This is a genomic window from Pectinatus sottacetonis (genome assembly GCF_015732155.1).
In the GTDB taxonomy this organism is placed as follows: domain Bacteria; phylum Bacillota; class Negativicutes; order Selenomonadales; family Selenomonadaceae; genus Pectinatus; species Pectinatus sottacetonis.
Window position 1 is genome coordinate 846,597 of record NZ_WIQK01000001.1, and the last position, 15,740, is coordinate 862,336.

A 15,740-nucleotide genomic window follows, 5' to 3' on the forward strand; every position below is an offset into this window, starting at 1 on the left:
AAATTTATTCAATATACCTTGAATTAATAAAATTAAAATTAAACGAAAATAAAAACTAAAAATTATATTAAGCTGAAATTATAGATATATACGAGATATTATTCGTAAATATGATGTTTTGGAGAGATTTATATTAAAATACATAAAAATACTTTAATTTTTTGCATAAATACAATAATTGAAAAAATATATTATGGGTATATACTTATAGGTAAGATATGTGATTATAAAGGAGTGATTTATAATGCTTATAAGCAAACTAGGGACAGTAAATAGTATTGGTCAGAAAACAATTTTTGAAAAACTTCAAAGTGCGAATGCTTTAAATGTTGGAAATAATAGTAATGATAACAATACACCGGCAGCAACATATACACAATCAACATCAAAGGATTATGCGGGGAAAAATTTAAATTCTGTACAAAAAAATATTCTTCAACTACAAGATCAAATAAAGTCTATAAAAACAAATGATAATATGGATTCAAAAACAAAAGATGATTTAATAAAATCACTTAATTCTCAAATTGAAGATTTGCAGAAAAGCTTAAATGAAAATAAAAACAATAAAATATCTTTAAATAAAGATAAACAGAAATCGCAAGAAAATGATGGATCGACAAGCGTATTAAATAATACGGCAAAAGATAATGAGCAACAGGAAAAAGATAATATATCATCTTTAACAAGACTAGGAACACAGTTGGATCAGATAAGTAATACTAGTAGCACAATAGAAAAGGTTTCTAATGCGAAAAATTTAGCTGAAAGTGAATTAGATGCTGATCTTAATAATCCAGATGAGCAATTAAGATTAACAAATAAAGATGTAATTAATAGCAGAGAATCAAATATAGAAAAAATAGATCAATCTTTACAAACTGCACAGTCTATGGCAATAGATTTAAATAATAGTATTATTACTAATAGTGATTCAGCAAGTAGTAGTATAGAAAATGATACAGATGGGAAAACTACAGAATCAAATAATAATGTAAACGTTAATATCACTGAAAAAACGCATAACAACATTAGAAGAAGAAAACCTGCGTCTTAAAGAACAGGTTGCTTATCTACGCAAACATGTATTTGGCCGTAAAACAGAAAAAACAGCTGTTATTTGTGAAGATCAATTAAGCCTGTTTGACGAAGCAGAACAGCAAACAAAGAAAACTGCCCCCGAACCAGAAATACAGATAATAAAAGAACATAAACGCAAAAAATATTCCGGGCAGAAAAAAGAACTGCTGGAAAACCTGCCACATGAAAAGAAAATTATAACACTACCCGAAGATAAAAGAATTTGTAATCGCTGCCAAAGTAACCTTGTCTCCATGGGTGAAGAATTTATCCGCAGCGAATTAGAATATATCCCAGCTAAAGTAAAAGTAATAGACCTTTACCGGGAGACATTTGAATGCCGCACTTGCCGAAAAAATGAACACTTCAGTATAGAAAAACCACAAATACCAGCATCCGTAATACCACATAGTATAGCCACACCGTCAGCAATAGCTCATACCATGCAGCAAAAATATGAATATGCAGTACCACTTTACCGTCAGGAAAAACAATGGCAGCAATTAGGCATAAAACTAAACACACGTTCGTTTCATAAACCGGAAAATAAATATTAACAAAAAAAGGAAATAAATGATATAATCCAAAGTAAAAAAGTATAGGTGAAAAAATGGATTATATCAAAGAAAAATTTGCAATAATAGAAGATAACAGACATTCAAGCTATGTAGAACATAGTTTAACAGATATACTTATTATAATAATGTGTGCCGTATTGTGTGGATTAGATGAACTGGCAGATATAACAACTTATGCACAAAGCAATGCAAAATTTTTAAAAAAGAAATTTAATATCACTAAAATCCCTTCTAAAGCTACTTTCAGCCGTATATTAAATATGATGGACGCAGATAAAGTAGCCAGTGTAATTATTGAAATAATGCATGATGCAGCATACTGTGACTTGGGCGATGTTATTGCTGTAGACGGGAAGGCAATCCGTAGTACCTCTAAAAAAGGTACACCGCATTCAGCACTGCAAATATTAACTGTATATTTAACACAAAGCGGCATCGTTTTAGGGCAAAAATCTATACATGAAAAGACGAACGAGATTCCTGTATTCCAGCAGCTATTGGATAATCTAAACATTAAGGACAAGACAGTAACGGCTGATGCGATGCATTGTCAAAAAGAAACCTGCAAGAAAATTATAGCCAAGCATGGCAATTACGTTTTTGGGCTTAAGGAAAACCAAAAGACATTGCACGATGATGTTAAATTTTTCTTTGATGAAGAATTCGATAGCAAAACATTAGATTCTTATACGACAGTTGAAAAAAATGGAGGAAGAATTGAGAAACGCATCTGCAAAAAATGTTCAGATATTAAATGGCTGAATGGATATAAAGAATGGGCAGGACTGAGTTCAATATTTGCAGTTAAGCGTATTACAACAACGAACCGTGGAACCAGTAATGAAACTGGTTATTATATAACAAGTAAGGATACAGATGCCAAAGAGCTTTTACATATTTGCCGTGAACATTGGAAAATTGAAAGCATGCATTGGCTGTTAGATGTAACCTTTTCGGAAGATGAGTGCTCTATTATATCTGAAAATGGGCAAAAAACTTTAAACAGCCTTAGAAAATTGGCATTACTGCTACATAAAAGATATTTAGCTAAGCAGCTTAAAAAATGTAGCATTAAAGCTAATCTGTTAAAATGTCTTATGAATAGCCAACTGTTATGTGAGGTCGCTGACTTATAAACTAACATTTCTTATTTAAGAACAATTATCTTGTTTATGAAACGAACGTGAACTAAACAGAGCAACACTTGCTAATTGGATAGTTTTAGCAGCACAAGAGTGGCTGCTGCCCATAATAAAAAAAATGCATGAATATCTTTTACAAGAAAAAGTTATTCATGCAGACGAAACACCAGTACAGGTAATGGGCGAAAAAAACCGTAAAAACACAGCAAAATCCTATATGTGGCTGTATAGCAGCGGTAAATATGACCCAATACATAACATCCGGATATTCGAATACCAGCCAGGAAGAAAAGGCGATTATGCCCAAAACTTTCTCCAAGGATATAACGGGTATTTGCACACCGATGCCTATATTGGCTATGAAAAAGTAGAAAACATAAAACATTGTCTGTGCTGGGCCCATGCCAGAAGATACTTCGTTGAAGCAATACCTTCTGACACTGATGAACTTTCCGGGACAATAGCACAAGAAAGCATAAAACAAATAAATAAACTGTTTGCCATAGAAAAACTATTAATAAAAGGCCCCATACAAAACAGGCAAAAAGAACGTCTCCAGCAAGAAAAACCGCTGCTGGAGGCCTATTAGTCATACCTTAAAATAAACAAAAATAAAATACTGCCAAAATCAAAACTAGGAAAAGCAATAAACTATGCCCTGAACAACCAACAAAAATTGCAGACCTACTTAGAAGATGGCTATTGTGACATATCTAATAACCTGGCAGAAAACAGCATACGGCCATTTACCATAGGCCGAAAAAACTGGCTGTTTTCCGGTTCGCCCAAAGGAGCCAAAGCAAGTGCTGCGGTATACAGCATAATAGAAACTTGTAAGGCAAATAAAATAGATGCTTATAAATATCTTGAATATATATTTAAAAACATACCTAACCAGCCAATTATTCAGAATCCTGAGCTGATAGAAAATTATCTGCCATGGAGTGACGAAATAAAAAATAACTGTAGTCAATAATTATAAAGTTATAAAAATGCCGCTAGTCCTTGTATGTAGAATACAGGATTAGCGGCATTTTTTCTATACACTATTTGATTGATCGCTTACAGCGTATAAGTTATCGATAACGACTTACGTACTTTATTTTACACTTTTTTTCAGATTCTGAGGCCTGTTCAGTTTAACTTGTATCTTCTGAATGAATTGCTGACAGATACTGAATTCCCTACCTTGCAACGATTTGCCACCAGGAAGCAGCATGTCATGATTAGTTATACTGTATGGCTCAAAATCTGAATTTTGCATTTGCCTGGTAAATGCATCGATAAAAGTATTCATCTTATCTGGCATGGCAAAAGCGACTTTAATTAAATCCTGCCTACGGTCACTGTTATATACTACAGCAAGATCAAATACATCACGTGGTAGAACTTGATTTCCACGGAAATATATTTTTTTACTGACAATCTCAACCGGATCATCTAAGCGAACTTCTCGACCTAAAAACTGTTGCTTTTGAGCCGGGAAGTCTGTTATTTGTGGTCCAGCAATAAAATCAACCTTGCCCTCTGGAAAAGTCAAAGAAATATATTGACTCATTTCGTCATAATCCAAAGCATCTTCACTTTTATTATTGAATCGCGGTGATAAGCTTGATAGTTGCTGCACATCATCCAAGAAAACATCAATATCCTTACTCATACGGTGATTATAGGTGTTAGCTAAAATTGTACCTCCACCTATTGACCAATTATTTGAAGAAACAGATCCTTCTTCCAGTATATTAATTGCATAGTTTAATAGTTTCTTAGAATTCTCCATTTTTAAGTGCCCTTTCAAAGTTATGTTTTTCACCTTGATTTGGCAGGAGGTTAAAAAGAGTGATGATTGATGCACGTGAAATAGATTGCTCTTTCATAAATTTTTTCATCAAAGACGGATAGCATTCTTCAAAAAAGCCTAGCAGATACCGTTGGTGCTCCTCTTTGCAATATGGTAGTTCATTGCGCAAGATTTTGGCCAATGTCTGATAAGACATATCCTTTTTGCAACGAATGTTCATACGTACCTGACAAGCCAGTGAAGCCTTGTTCTTTATAGTATTTAGCATAATGTGCATCCTCCTTTCAACTTTTCTTATTTCTATCATAACATATCAAAATTAGATAGCAAATATCTTTTTCTGTTATCTTTGCACTATTTTTCTCTACATTTCAAATTTAAATACTTTTTTCCCATCTTTGACAGGTGTCTCAAATTTTTCTTTCAAATTTACGACCACAGAAGCTATAGCAGTAAAAATTTCTTCTGCTTGTTTGTCAGTATAATGATAACTGTTACAATTGCTTTATTTTGCGGTTACTTTCTTTAGGCCAATCCCAGCAATATCCTGCAAGAATTCTAGCCTTATTTGATATGTAAGCGCTTAATAAAACAATGGAATCGAGTAGGAGGTCACTCATTAATTGAATGACCGACCTCTCACACCACCGTACTTACTGTTCAGTATACGGCGGTTCAATAATTTAACGTGAATGAAACATCTCATATTTCTTGGCTATATTCATATAACCAAGCGACTCAAGATATTTATCTGTTAGTGTTTTGCCTAATATTGGACTGTTTGCGATGCGCCAGTACCCCAGTCTTGTATTGGCATACTCCCACGCCTTGCCTTTGTACAATCCTAATCGATTCAGATTTTTAAATCTCGCGGAAATTTTCTTCCACTGTTTCCACAGATACATTCTCAATCTACGCCTAATCCACTGGTTTAAATCTTGTATTCTGCTGCGCATATCGCTTATGGAAAAGTAATTAAGCCAGCCTATTGTATAATTTTTTAATTCAAGCAAGATGCTTTCTATTGACCGGCCGCGACTGCGGCCGGTTATTTCTTTCACCTTTTGCTTGAATTTCCAGATTACATTTTGGTGTGGCCTGATTCCTATTTTCCCTACTACTTTGTGCAGAGAAAATCCTAAAAACTTTTCCCGCAATGGGCTGCCTATTTTACTTTTCTTCCGGTTGACTTTTAGTTTCAGTTTTCCTTCAAGATAGTTTATACAGCTCTCCATTACACGTTTTGCCGCTCTTGGCGTTTTTACATAGATGTTACAGTCATCGGCGTATCTTACAAATTTATGTCCCCTGCTTTCTAGCAGTTTGTCAAATTTTGTAAGATAGATGTTAGACAGTAATGGTGACAGGTTTCCTCCCTGCGGCGTTCCTGCCATTGTCGGGCTTATTATTCCGCCTTCCATTACTCCGCTCTTTAAATATTTTCGGATGAGTGCTATTGCGCGCTCATCCTGTATTTCTTCTCGGAGCATGTTTATGAGCATGTCATGATTTACCGTGTCAAAGTACTGTGCAAGGTCAAGGTCCACTATTTTAGTGTATCCTTCTTTATAATAGGCTTCCGCCTGTTTTATGGCCAGGTGCGCACTCTTTCCCGGTCTGAATCCATAACTGTTGTCTGAGAATGTCTGTTCGAAAATTGGCTGTAGTACCTGCATTATTGCTTGTTGTATTACTCTGTCCAGTACTGTTGGTATGCCAAGCTTTCTTTTCCCTCCGTCTAGCTTAGGTATTTCTACCCGCCGTACCGGCTGTGGTTTATATTTCCCGTTCTTTAGCGATTCAAGGAATTCTTCCTTATGTTCTTTTAACCATCCGTACATTTCGTCAACTTTCATGCCATCTACTCCGGCTGCGCCTTTCTTTCGCTTTACCCTGAGATAGGCTTCATTGAGATTTGCCGGACTTAGGATTATTTCTAACAGGTTCACACGGTTCTTTGTTGCAGTTCCCAGCGATGTCATGCTCTGCGCTCCCTTGCTACTATCTGTTTCCAACATACCCTTACAAGGGCAGTCCATTTTATTGGTTTTCTGCTTTCTTTGCATGACTTCTCCTCCCTCTGCCCAAGAACGCTATTATTGTTCGGTCCTTCCTGGATTTCTTCCAGTACTATGACCTCAGCTGACTTCTCACGATAAATCTTATTTCAACCATGTTTCAATTTTATTTCTGCATGTCCGCGAGACCTCCCCGGGTAAGAACGCAGTCTTTCTCTCCATCCATCTGCCACATTTACAGGATTGGCCTCGAATAGTTTTGGGCTTTGGTTTGTCTAGCAACCTTACCCGGTTACTCCTGCCTTATATGTGATTTCTGTTCGTCAGACCAGAGATTTGCCGCTGGCTTCCTTTAGATTCCACCTCGCGATGGACACCCTTGCCTTAAGCTATGTGCTTGGCACTATTAACCTGCACTCGGGACTTTCACCCGTTAGACTGCGCCCATGCCGGGCACACTAGAAAAAAGGCAGCTATTACCATATACTAGAAATACGGTAATAGCTGCCAAAGTTTTATTTGCAGTTATTTTGAATATCTGTGCTCCATGGAAGATATCTATTAATAAGTTCCAGATCACGTATGAGCGGCAATGTCGGTAAATGCTTAAACAGATAAGTTTGCGTAGATAAGCAACCTGTTCTTTAAGACGCAGGTTTTCTTCTTCTAATGTTGTTATGCGTTTTTTCATTGAAGCTTCCAGCTGTGTCATATTTTTGCTGTACTAAACAGCAAAGGCCATCTATTGACTTTCGCATATCCGTATGACCACAGGCTATATAAATATGTTCTACTGAAGATATGTCACCGAGCATACTTCTGTTCCATTTTTATAAATAACATCAGCGTTTCTTCTAGATATTGAGGATGTATATTATCCTGTGTTTCCAAGCAAAAATTACCATAACGAATGGTGATTTTTGTTGGAACAGCTGCTGATTTTAATGAGGCGGAAATATTAATAGGAACAATAGCACCTGCTAAAGACTTACCTGCTTCATTACGGATTAATTTCTGCCAATAATAATAACTTTTTACGTTTAAACCATACTTTTCACAAAAAGATTTTACTGTAAGATTGCTGCCCGCTCGCTCTTTCAAATACTTCCGCCATTGCTGCAAACGATATTGTCTTGTTAATTCTTTAGTACTTATGAGAAAATCCCCCTTTAGACTTTTTCGAGTTTTTCGACCTGCTCTGAAAACTCTAAAGAAATTATCTCATGTTTGAGGTATGTTTTATAGCCACTGTTTTATTTTGCGGTTACATAAGTAGTTGGTAATATTAAAATTAATTGGCTGTATACAAAAATCTCCCATAAACTATAATGTACTATTAAGTATCACAAAAAAATATATTAATTACTTTATGGAGGAGTTAGCATGAGAAAAGATAGTCTTAAATATACACAGATTAATAAAATACTTTCTTCTCAAAAATTTATCACTTCAAGCGTGGTGTAAAAGATGGTCTTTCTATAGCTATTGGATATATTCCTATTGCCATTACATTTGGATTACTCTCGAAATCATTAGGTATATCTCCCTTTGCTGCTATTACAATGTCTTTATTACATTTTGCAGCAGCAAGTCAGTTTATCGGGATAAAATTAATATCTACAGGAATACCCATCTGGGAAATAACTTTTACTACTTTTTTAATTAATTCCAGATATTTTTTAATGGCTTTTTCTATAATGCAAAAATTCCCAAAAACATTACCAAAACTAATAAGATTTTTTTTAGGATTTTTTCTTACAGATGAAATCTTCACCATTTCATCATTAAAAAACAAAGAACAAATTGATTTAAACTATTTTTCTGGTTTATGTTTAACACCTTATTTATCATGGTTCTTAGGAACAATAATCGGAATATCCATGGCAAATACTCTTCCTCCCATAATAAAAAACAGTATGGATATTGCGCTTTATGCCATGTTCATAGGTTTGCTTATTCCCTCTGTAAAAAAATCAAAAGCAGCATTTTCAATTACCCTAATCTCAATTGCACTAAGTTCTTTCATCAATTGGATACCAACATTTAGTAAATTACCAGCTGGTTGGAGTATTATAATTGCAACTACCGTATCTGCTATTATGGGAGCCATATTCTTTCCCATAGAAAGGAATATTAAACAATGAGAGATGTAGTGATAATATTCTTAATGGCTATAGCCACTTGGATACCTAAAATAACACCTATAATGTTATCGAAAGACATCAGCAATTCTAATTTTATAAGATCATTTCTATACTATATACCATATGCCGCTCTTTCATGTATGATCTTTCCAGCAATACTAAATTCTTCTGGAGGACTTTACTATGCAATAATTGGTGGATGTACTTCGATACTATTATCATTATTAAATATGGATTTAATTATCATTATTCTCTGTAGTACATTATGCGTAATTCTACTTCATTTATTTTAACCAAGATAGGTATATATATATAATTTATTTTTCTACCATATTACTTTTATTATTTTAGCAAGTTCTTCTAATCCCTGTATCATTTTTGATTCGTTAGCATATGAATAGGAAATTCTTATATGCTGTTGATCAGAAATATCATATAAATTTCCTGGGTTTATTAAAATACCTTTATTATACGCTGCAAAAAAAAGCTTTTCCAATGAAATAGGCTTGTTTAAACAAATCCATATATAAAACCCACCAGTTGGTATATTCCACGTAGCTATATCCTTAAAAATTTGACATAATATTTTTATACACATATCTCTACGTATTTTCAGTTCTACTCGTAGAGTTTTTAAATAATCATAAAATAAATTTGATGATAATAGCTCGTATACAGTCCACTGTGATAATACGCTTGCTCCAAAATCGAAGTGAAAAAACAATTAACATGCTGCAAGAAAATGTAAGACTTATTTTGCAAAACTTCGACGATTAATGTCGATTTTTAATAAAAAAGTTAGATATCTAATTTATTATACGTCATTGTAACCGACTTCTTTTTTACAACTACCGCCATATGCTATTCCTCCTTTTTATTTTCAAAAAAGCACAATTAAAGTATATGGTAAATACAAATACTATATGTAAGAAATACATTATTAATATATTTACTATATAAAAGACGGTACTTATCACAGTTATATTGTATAAATAGCATTGATTCAGGCTGATTCTTGTATATTTTTTCTTTATGAAGAATCCTGTTAATTGCTCCAGTATAAAACTTAAATATTTTATTTTAGTCGCTATCCTTTTCCCCCTCCCAAAAAGAACCAATTTCAATTTCATTAATCCAAAGACCTAATACATCTTTATGACCATCCATGTCATAAGCAAGATTTCGCTTTATAAACGACAAGCACCCCGGAGCTGCTGACTGCTCCGGGGTGCTTGTTGTATTTCTCTTACGGACAATTTATTTATTTGTCTTTTTCTTGCAATTTCTTTGCCAGTTCACGGGCTTCGCGAGCCAGACGTATCTGCGATGCCATAGACTTAGCAACAGCTGGAGCAGCCACACCGCGGGTAACAACTTTATCCGGTGCAATAAAGCATGCGGAATTGAGGTTGCCGCCTACATAATCGCTCATATCAGTAATGCTGAAGGTTCTATCGGCACTGACCGCAGTACTTGGCGTACCGTTATAAACAGCAATCGGTGTCCCTTTAACAAACCAGAGTCTGTAACCATCGGCATAAATGCCCCATAAGTAACCATGATCATCGACCGTTATTATCGGTGTCCAAAGCGTCGGGTTCGTAAGATTAGCCAGACTGGTATGATATACTTTGCCAATAAAATTAGTATAATTACCGCCATAATGTCCGGCAAAAACATATACATTATCGTCATTTACGATTGAAATATCACGGATATCACCATCGGTAAGCGGGTTAGCAATATTTACCGTAACCACACCATTTTGCGTGAAATTATCCAAGTCAATGATGCAGATATTCGTATCCGCATTACCGGTGCCGACCTGCTGCATGCCGCCAAGAGAACAAGCGTAGAGTTTATTCTCATAGAGATCAAGCGTGAATGTATTCTTGCCCACGGTCACATAACTTTCAAAATAGAGTTCTCCTGTAGCAGTGTCTATTTCGAATTTGGCAACAATGCTGTCGTAATAATTGAGGTAGCCCTTGCCTTTATTGACATAGAATAATGCATACAGATAATCGCCAGCTACAGTCAACGCCTCACCGTGGTAGACCCCATCACTATATGGATTATTGAAGTTGTTAAAATCTGCTGGAAATGTATATTCAATTTTTTGTTTATATTCATTATCCATGTCAATTACCGCAATTTTCGACAAATCATAACCTGTACCATAAAACCATTTCCCTTTAGTCGCTACACCATGCAGATTGGCAATAGCCGGCCAGACTAGCGGCGTTATCAATGAAGTCCAGTTCGCTGCCTGCGGGTCAATAATCTGATTCGGTTCCGAAACAGAAGTATAGTTATACTGGCGCAAAACCAGGCGGCTTTTAGATCTATCAAAAAAATTAAAGAAAGCAGGATCACCCTTAAGATTGCTTATCTTATTCTTTACCGCGCCCAGCGCACTTGCCAGTGCATTGCGTTCACCCGTTATCGCTCCAGCAGACCCTTTAGAATAGTTTTTATCTGTTGCGGTAAAAGCTAGTAAATTTTGAACCATTTTTAGCACCTTCCCTTAAGTTATTATTATTATTTTACCCAAGAATTATTAAACATTCTCTGATTAAGGCATCGGAACCACCCCCTTGAATAGTCTGGTATTTTTAGTAATTATATTGTAATGTCAGATAATAGCTCCTGCCTGCAATCGGATACTTGATATTCTCTACATCATTGAAATAATACTTATTATACATATCAATTGCTTTGTTAAACATATCGTTAACCCCCAATGCTACCTGAAAAACTTTATTAAACTTATACTTCACGCCCAAGTCCCAAGTAGTCAAAGAAGATTGATTTTCATATTCTCCCGTTGTAAGAGGTAGTTCGTTGATGTACATATCGCTTACATAGCGTAACTGCGTGAATAAGCTCCAGTTTCTATCTGGACGGTAAGTAACTCTTGTCGTCCCTTCCCATCTAGGCTGATATGTCATCACTCCTTTAAACACGCCGTTATTTTGCCAATAGCCAGCTTGCGGCAAAAAACTATCGTTATAAACTAAATCTCTCGGCTGCATATAAGTTCCCTGCAGGTTTAGATCCCACTTCTGCCACGACATGTCTGCCTGCATTTCAGCACCATTAATCTTGCCGCTGATGGCATTATTATAAACAAAGAAAAAATGGTTCCAGGAATCAAGCTCCAGGATACGCTTGGAATCACGTCCGAAATAGGTCAGCTGCAAATGGGCCTGCTTTGCCCCCAGCACCTTGCCATCCCAGATAGCGCTTAGATCCCACTGCTTGCCCTCTTCCGGCCGCGGGAACACGCTCTCCGTACCGCCGACATTCGGCATCGGCCAGATACCCGCACCATCACCGGCAATTTCATACATGTTCAGCAGGCGGAAATAACTGCCGCCGGTCGCCCTTAGCGTGAAGTTCTTATTCATTTGTTTCTTGAGCGCCAGCTGCCATGTCACTTTATCGTCTGTCTGTTCATCAGTCCGCCTGAGCCACTTAACATTCTGCGGATCATGCTTTTCGTCATACCATTCACTGCGTCCCAGAATTGTCGACCTATTATACCTGATGCTTGGCGTCAGCCAAAAGTCCGCTGCCTTATTCAGCGTGACCGTGTCCTGCAATTGAACATTGAATAACTTTTGCTCGTAATAGTTGCGCCACCTTTTGCGAATATCTGCCGAATGGAAGTCATAATCAAACATGCGCCAGCCATTTATATTCATTTTTTCCTTGGACCCATTAATCAAGAATTCGATCAAGTTATTATTGCCGGCTTTGTAGCTCCCGTCAATCTGGCCGGTCCATTTATTGCTGCCATATTGACTCCAGAATGTATTAGGTGAATAGGTTTGCACTGTAACCCCATTTTCTTTTACAAAAGTCTGCCAATCATCAACATAATACTTCTTATTCTGTTTCAGATAGTCAACGCTCCAGCCCCATTCCAAATTACCTACGCTATCTCTGCGTCCTACTAACGCTTCCTTATCCGTCAGCTCCTGATTACGGTGATAATACCAATCACGTGGATAGTTATAAGCCCATTCCGTATCTATAGACCAATATGGTGCGTAATTACCATCAAGAGGAAACGGCAGGTGGCGCTTGATTTGTTTCCAGGTTACTTTGGTCAGCCAGTGATTATCCTGCCATTTCACAATTGCATCCGTATTTTTATAATCGTTAGACTTACGCCAATGGTCAGCACTTTTTGTTGCATCAAGTACACCTTTTGCATAATTGTAGTTCTCAATAAAACCATCCATGGCTTTATAATAACCACTATTCAAATATCTCTTTTGCCTCCTAGTAAGCTGACTTTGGTCAACCGCATTAATCGCTGCCTGCATCTGTTCATTAAACTGCGTATCACCTATCCATAAATTTTGCAATTGTATTGTTTGCTCTTTACTTGCTTCTGTTGATGAAAAATTACTCAACATATCCCTATAATTACTATTTAACATGCCCGTTAAATTTTGCGTCTTTAAGATATCATAAACTCTTTTTGCAGATATATTATAAGTACCATCCTTAGGATTAATTACCCCTTCATATGTTTCAGCAGCCCATTTTTTGATTTCATCTGTTACAGCGAAATTTCTATATTTGAAATCGCCGTGGCTCTGATCACGGTTTAAGCCTACCAGTACACTGCCATCGCCCAGCGGGGCATCTATTTCCACATTACCTTTCCAGCCGCCAAAGGAACTTTTGCCTACTGACGCCACAGCTTTGGCTTTAGTAGGTCTTTTCGTCACGATATTTATTACACCGCCTATGTATGTACCGCCAAACCGTGCCGGTATATAGCCGCGGTATACTTCGATGCGCTCAACGTTGTCTACAGGGATAGTCGATATATCTGCCGCAGCATCACCGCCCAGATTAAACAGCACTCCATCAACAAATACACCGACCTGGGCTGTAGTAGACCCACGTACGCTGACAGTAGTATACTGCCCTTTACCGTTTACTTCGCGGACATGTACGCCCGGCACTTGTTTTAAGAGTTCCGGCAGAGTTTTCTGCTCGCCCATATAATCATCGGGACGGATAATGGTAACTGTTCCCGGGGAAAGCTTTGCTTCCCAGTCGGGGCGCTTGGCTTCTACGGTCTGCTTCCCCAGATCATAAGCGGCCTCGTCACCGCTGTCATCCTTCTTTACCTTATCCGGTGCCTTATCTGCCCATGCAGTTGATGGTATTATGATGCTTAATGCCATTATACATGCTGCTGCCTCTTTGATATAATTCCTTTTTCCGGCTCTTCTCTGCATCAATCACTTCATCCTTTTTTATTTATTTTTCTATTGTACCGGCTATCCGTTGTTTATTTCGCCCTGAACCTCCATAACTAAAGCCGCTGAATTCCTGTTTCACAGACAGTTGCGCAAAAGGCACGTCTTACATTATCTCCACAGGCTATTCCCGTAATCACTACGGTTCTTATATATGTTATTACGCTGTTATGTTTGAAATTATCAGGAATAACGTAAATTATCTGTTTATGAAGTTTTGCCATTTATGCAGCTTTTCATAAACATTACGTTGTTTTAACCGGCACAATATGAATTTATATACAAAAAATCCCTGCGAAATCATTGCTTACACAGTGATTCTCTGACCGATAGATACATGCCACTCTCTTAGGGCAGCACAAAATGACCTTCCTTAGGCACTCTCCGTGACAAAGCAGGCTTGCTGTGTCTATCCGTCTTTCGCAGGTTTATGTGGATGATGAAAACAGCTGGTGCTTTATACTTATACTGAATTTTTTGTAAATTCAGTATAAGTATCTGTTTTCGTTGATTTATATTATTTTGTATGACGGTGTGTAAATAAAAAGCCTCCATCCGCGAACAGATGAAGGCTGTAACAGCATATTTCGTTTGCGACAGAAAATACTGCCGCTGCGAAATCTCCTCCCTATCGCTCGTAGGTACAAGCATCACAAATAATGCTAACGGTGATCGTTAAACAGGCAGTTCTTCTGGCTCGGATTCATTGCTTGCCGCACCTTCTCAGGATAAATCCCAATGGTGTTTTGCGTTTTGCTCATCCTCACAGCGGCGGGACCGCTCCGGCTTTATACCGGATTTTCTATTAAGTCCTTACGGACACCTATTTCATTCATATGAAATTATCATAATCTATGTAATTATAACCATATATAATTACACGAACTATGAATTAATATTGAATAGTATTAATTTATTTCTTTATCTGTAGTATACCATTGCATAATACAAAATGCAATAACAATTATTAGTTTATTAAAAAATTTTAATTTATTTTTTATTATTGTCCTTTAAACTAGTGAATTTTCTTCTCTTAGATTCATTATACAGATTATAAATTGAAGTTTTATTAATAATTTATTTATATTTTATCATTGGAATAATTAATTAATATTGTATATATTTGCTTCTCATTTTATGAATAAAAGTACCGAAACAAATAAATACTTTTGGGAAGCGACACTAAGGGCGGACAGAAAATCATGCCTGTTTCTTGTATATATTTAAAACTTCGCCAATATATTAAAAATTTAATTTAATGATGAATTATTGGGTATACATTATCTATTATTATAATATCGTTTTAACAAGGCCATACCTATTTTGCCGTTGTCAATGCCGTAATACAGCAACGTGCTGATTTCCAGTGTTCTATCTATGCAACCCACCACCATGCTGTGCATGGTCCCCCGCCCTTCTAAGGGCGGACAGAAAACCATGCCTGTTTCTTGTATATATTTAAAACTTCGCCGACCAGCCGATTGTTCATAATCCCGGGCTGATAGGAAATCATCTGTCCTGGCGTAACAAAATATAAAACAACTGTAGCCAATAATTATAAATCCATGTAAAATACCACTTCATAAAACTGTAGCGGGAAAACTTATTTAGCCGATTAATAATTATAAATCCATATAAAATATCGCTAATCACTGTAATTACAATACAGGATTAGCGATATTTTTTTCTGCA

17 protein-coding genes, 2 pseudogenes and 1 riboswitch are annotated in these 15,740 nt (G+C 36.4%); of the genes and pseudogenes, 8 read left to right on the top strand and 11 right to left on the bottom strand.

Annotated features, from left to right (window positions below):
* Positions 1-244: 244 nt before the first annotated feature.
* Together I6760_RS03950 and I6760_RS13030 are read left to right on the top strand one after the other, a co-directional pair.
* Entirely contained in the window at positions 245-1,057 is an 813-nt protein-coding gene (locus I6760_RS03950; protein ID WP_196593189.1) for a hypothetical protein, read from the top strand.
* Positions 1,047-1,208, top strand: a pseudogene (locus tag I6760_RS13030) (transposase domain-containing protein); the annotation flags it as partial. The gene I6760_RS03950 and the pseudogene I6760_RS13030, both read left to right, overlap by 11 nt.
* Here I6760_RS13030 and I6760_RS12680 read toward each other — a convergent pair.
* Positions 1,130-1,336, bottom strand: coding sequence for a hypothetical protein (locus tag I6760_RS12680; RefSeq protein WP_231036081.1), 207 nt, complete (start codon positions 1,334-1,336; stop codon positions 1,130-1,132). The pseudogene I6760_RS13030 and the gene I6760_RS12680 overlap by 79 nt on opposite strands.
* Here I6760_RS12680 and I6760_RS03960 point away from each other — a divergent pair.
* The 4 genes and pseudogenes from I6760_RS03960 (at position 1,335) to I6760_RS03975 (ending at position 3,776) form a co-directional block, all read left to right on the top strand.
* Positions 1,335-1,637 (top strand): IS66 family transposase zinc-finger binding domain-containing protein, encoded by a 303-nt coding sequence (locus tag I6760_RS03960; protein ID WP_196594755.1) that lies wholly within the window; start codon positions 1,335-1,337, stop codon positions 1,635-1,637. The genes I6760_RS12680 and I6760_RS03960 overlap by 2 nt on opposite strands.
* Positions 1,638-1,690: 53 nt before the next feature.
* Positions 1,691-2,794, top strand: coding sequence for an ISAs1 family transposase (locus I6760_RS03965; RefSeq protein WP_196592972.1), 1,104 nt, complete (start codon positions 1,691-1,693; stop codon positions 2,792-2,794).
* Positions 2,795-2,855: 61 nt separating this feature from the next.
* Positions 2,856-3,590: pseudogene (gene tnpC / locus I6760_RS03970) on the top strand (IS66 family transposase); the annotation flags it as partial.
* A gap of 33 nt (positions 3,591-3,623) precedes the next feature.
* Positions 3,624-3,776 (top strand): transposase domain-containing protein, encoded by a 153-nt coding sequence (locus I6760_RS03975; RefSeq protein ID WP_330997980.1) that lies wholly within the window; start codon positions 3,624-3,626, stop codon positions 3,774-3,776.
* Positions 3,777-3,899: 123 nt separating this feature from the next.
* On the opposite strand, the gene I6760_RS03980 is transcribed toward I6760_RS03975, so the two are convergent.
* The 6 genes from I6760_RS03980 to tnpA all read right to left on the bottom strand — a co-directional run bounded on the left by I6760_RS03980 (position 3,900) and on the right by tnpA (position 7,741).
* A complete protein-coding gene (locus I6760_RS03980; protein ID WP_196593191.1) occupies positions 3,900-4,580 on the bottom strand; it encodes a nucleotidyl transferase AbiEii/AbiGii toxin family protein in 681 nt (226 codons plus the stop codon).
* A complete protein-coding gene (locus tag I6760_RS03985) occupies positions 4,567-4,878 on the bottom strand; it encodes a hypothetical protein (protein ID WP_196593192.1) in 312 nt (103 codons plus the stop codon). The genes I6760_RS03980 and I6760_RS03985 overlap by 14 nt, the downstream gene beginning before the upstream one ends.
* A gap of 406 nt (positions 4,879-5,284) precedes the next feature.
* Positions 5,285-6,667, bottom strand: a complete 1,383-nt coding sequence (ltrA, locus tag I6760_RS03990) for a group II intron reverse transcriptase/maturase (RefSeq protein WP_231036083.1) — start codon at positions 6,665-6,667, stop codon at positions 5,285-5,287.
* Positions 6,668-7,052: 385 nt separating this feature from the next.
* Complete coding sequence (locus tag I6760_RS03995) at positions 7,053-7,310, bottom strand: hypothetical protein (protein ID WP_231036084.1); 258 nt, start codon at positions 7,308-7,310, stop codon at positions 7,053-7,055.
* Complete coding sequence (tnpB, locus tag I6760_RS04000) at positions 7,264-7,434, bottom strand: IS66 family insertion sequence element accessory protein TnpB (RefSeq protein WP_196593193.1); 171 nt, start codon at positions 7,432-7,434, stop codon at positions 7,264-7,266. The genes I6760_RS03995 and tnpB overlap by 47 nt, the downstream gene beginning before the upstream one ends.
* Positions 7,424-7,741 (bottom strand): IS66 family insertion sequence element accessory protein TnpA, encoded by a 318-nt coding sequence (gene tnpA / locus I6760_RS04005; protein ID WP_407947294.1) that lies wholly within the window; start codon positions 7,739-7,741, stop codon positions 7,424-7,426. Before tnpA ends, tnpB begins: the two co-directional genes overlap by 11 nt.
* 362 nt (positions 7,742-8,103) lie before the next feature.
* Here tnpA and I6760_RS04010 point away from each other — a divergent pair, with 362 nt between their 5' ends.
* Together I6760_RS04010 and I6760_RS13035 are read left to right on the top strand one after the other, a co-directional pair.
* On the top strand, positions 8,104-8,763 hold the full coding sequence (locus tag I6760_RS04010) for an AzlC family ABC transporter permease (protein ID WP_330997981.1): 660 nt from the start codon (positions 8,104-8,106) through the stop codon (positions 8,761-8,763).
* Positions 8,760-9,056 (top strand): AzlD domain-containing protein, encoded by a 297-nt coding sequence (locus I6760_RS13035; RefSeq protein ID WP_196593195.1) that lies wholly within the window; start codon positions 8,760-8,762, stop codon positions 9,054-9,056. Before I6760_RS04010 ends, I6760_RS13035 begins: the two co-directional genes overlap by 4 nt.
* A 32-nt stretch (positions 9,057-9,088) precedes the next feature.
* On the opposite strand, the gene I6760_RS04020 is transcribed toward I6760_RS13035, so the two are convergent.
* The 4 genes from I6760_RS04020 to I6760_RS04035 all read right to left on the bottom strand — a co-directional run bounded on the left by I6760_RS04020 (position 9,089) and on the right by I6760_RS04035 (position 14,272).
* A complete protein-coding gene (locus I6760_RS04020) occupies positions 9,089-9,361 on the bottom strand; it encodes a hypothetical protein (protein WP_196593196.1) in 273 nt (90 codons plus the stop codon).
* A gap of 663 nt (positions 9,362-10,024) precedes the next feature.
* Positions 10,025-11,014, bottom strand: a complete 990-nt coding sequence (locus I6760_RS04025) for a hypothetical protein (RefSeq protein ID WP_196593197.1) — start codon at positions 11,012-11,014, stop codon at positions 10,025-10,027.
* 364 nt (positions 11,015-11,378) lie between these two features.
* Positions 11,379-14,027, bottom strand: coding sequence for a TonB-dependent receptor (locus I6760_RS04030; RefSeq protein ID WP_196593198.1), 2,649 nt, complete (start codon positions 14,025-14,027; stop codon positions 11,379-11,381).
* A 77-nt stretch (positions 14,028-14,104) separates the two neighbouring features.
* A complete protein-coding gene (locus I6760_RS04035) occupies positions 14,105-14,272 on the bottom strand; it encodes a hypothetical protein (RefSeq protein WP_196593199.1) in 168 nt (55 codons plus the stop codon).
* A gap of 441 nt (positions 14,273-14,713) precedes the next feature.
* Positions 14,714-14,890, bottom strand: a riboswitch (cobalamin riboswitch).
* Between the last annotated feature and the right edge of the window lie 850 nt (positions 14,891-15,740).

Bases quoted from the DNA above. Each gene is read 5' to 3' on its own strand.
- I6760_RS03950 (WP_196593189.1), top strand. From the start codon at position 245: ATGCTTATAAGCAAACTAGGGACAGTAAATAGTATTGGTCAGAAAACA.
- I6760_RS03960 (WP_196594755.1), top strand. From the start codon at position 1,335: ATGGGTGAAGAATTTATCCGCAGCGAATTAGAATATATCCCAGCTAAA.
- I6760_RS12680 (WP_231036081.1), bottom strand. From the start codon at position 1,336: ATGGAGACAAGGTTACTTTGGCAGCGATTACAAATTCTTTTATCTTCG.
- I6760_RS03965 (WP_196592972.1), top strand. From the start codon at position 1,691: ATGGATTATATCAAAGAAAAATTTGCAATAATAGAAGATAACAGACAT.
- I6760_RS03980 (WP_196593191.1), bottom strand. From the start codon at position 4,580: ATGGAGAATTCTAAGAAACTATTAAACTATGCAATTAATATACTGGAA.
- I6760_RS03985 (WP_196593192.1), bottom strand. From the start codon at position 4,878: ATGCACATTATGCTAAATACTATAAAGAACAAGGCTTCACTGGCTTGT.
- ltrA (WP_231036083.1), bottom strand. From the start codon at position 6,667: ATGCAAAGAAAGCAGAAAACCAATAAAATGGACTGCCCTTGTAAGGGT.
- I6760_RS03995 (WP_231036084.1), bottom strand. From the start codon at position 7,310: ATGAAAAAACGCATAACAACATTAGAAGAAGAAAACCTGCGTCTTAAA.
- tnpB (WP_196593193.1), bottom strand. From the start codon at position 7,434: ATGCTCGGTGACATATCTTCAGTAGAACATATTTATATAGCCTGTGGT.
- I6760_RS13035 (WP_196593195.1), top strand. From the start codon at position 8,760: ATGAGAGATGTAGTGATAATATTCTTAATGGCTATAGCCACTTGGATA.
- I6760_RS04020 (WP_196593196.1), bottom strand. From the start codon at position 9,361: ATGTGTATAAAAATATTATGTCAAATTTTTAAGGATATAGCTACGTGG.
- I6760_RS04030 (WP_196593198.1), bottom strand. From the start codon at position 14,027: ATGCAGAGAAGAGCCGGAAAAAGGAATTATATCAAAGAGGCAGCAGCA.
- I6760_RS04035 (WP_196593199.1), bottom strand. From the start codon at position 14,272: ATGGCAAAACTTCATAAACAGATAATTTACGTTATTCCTGATAATTTC.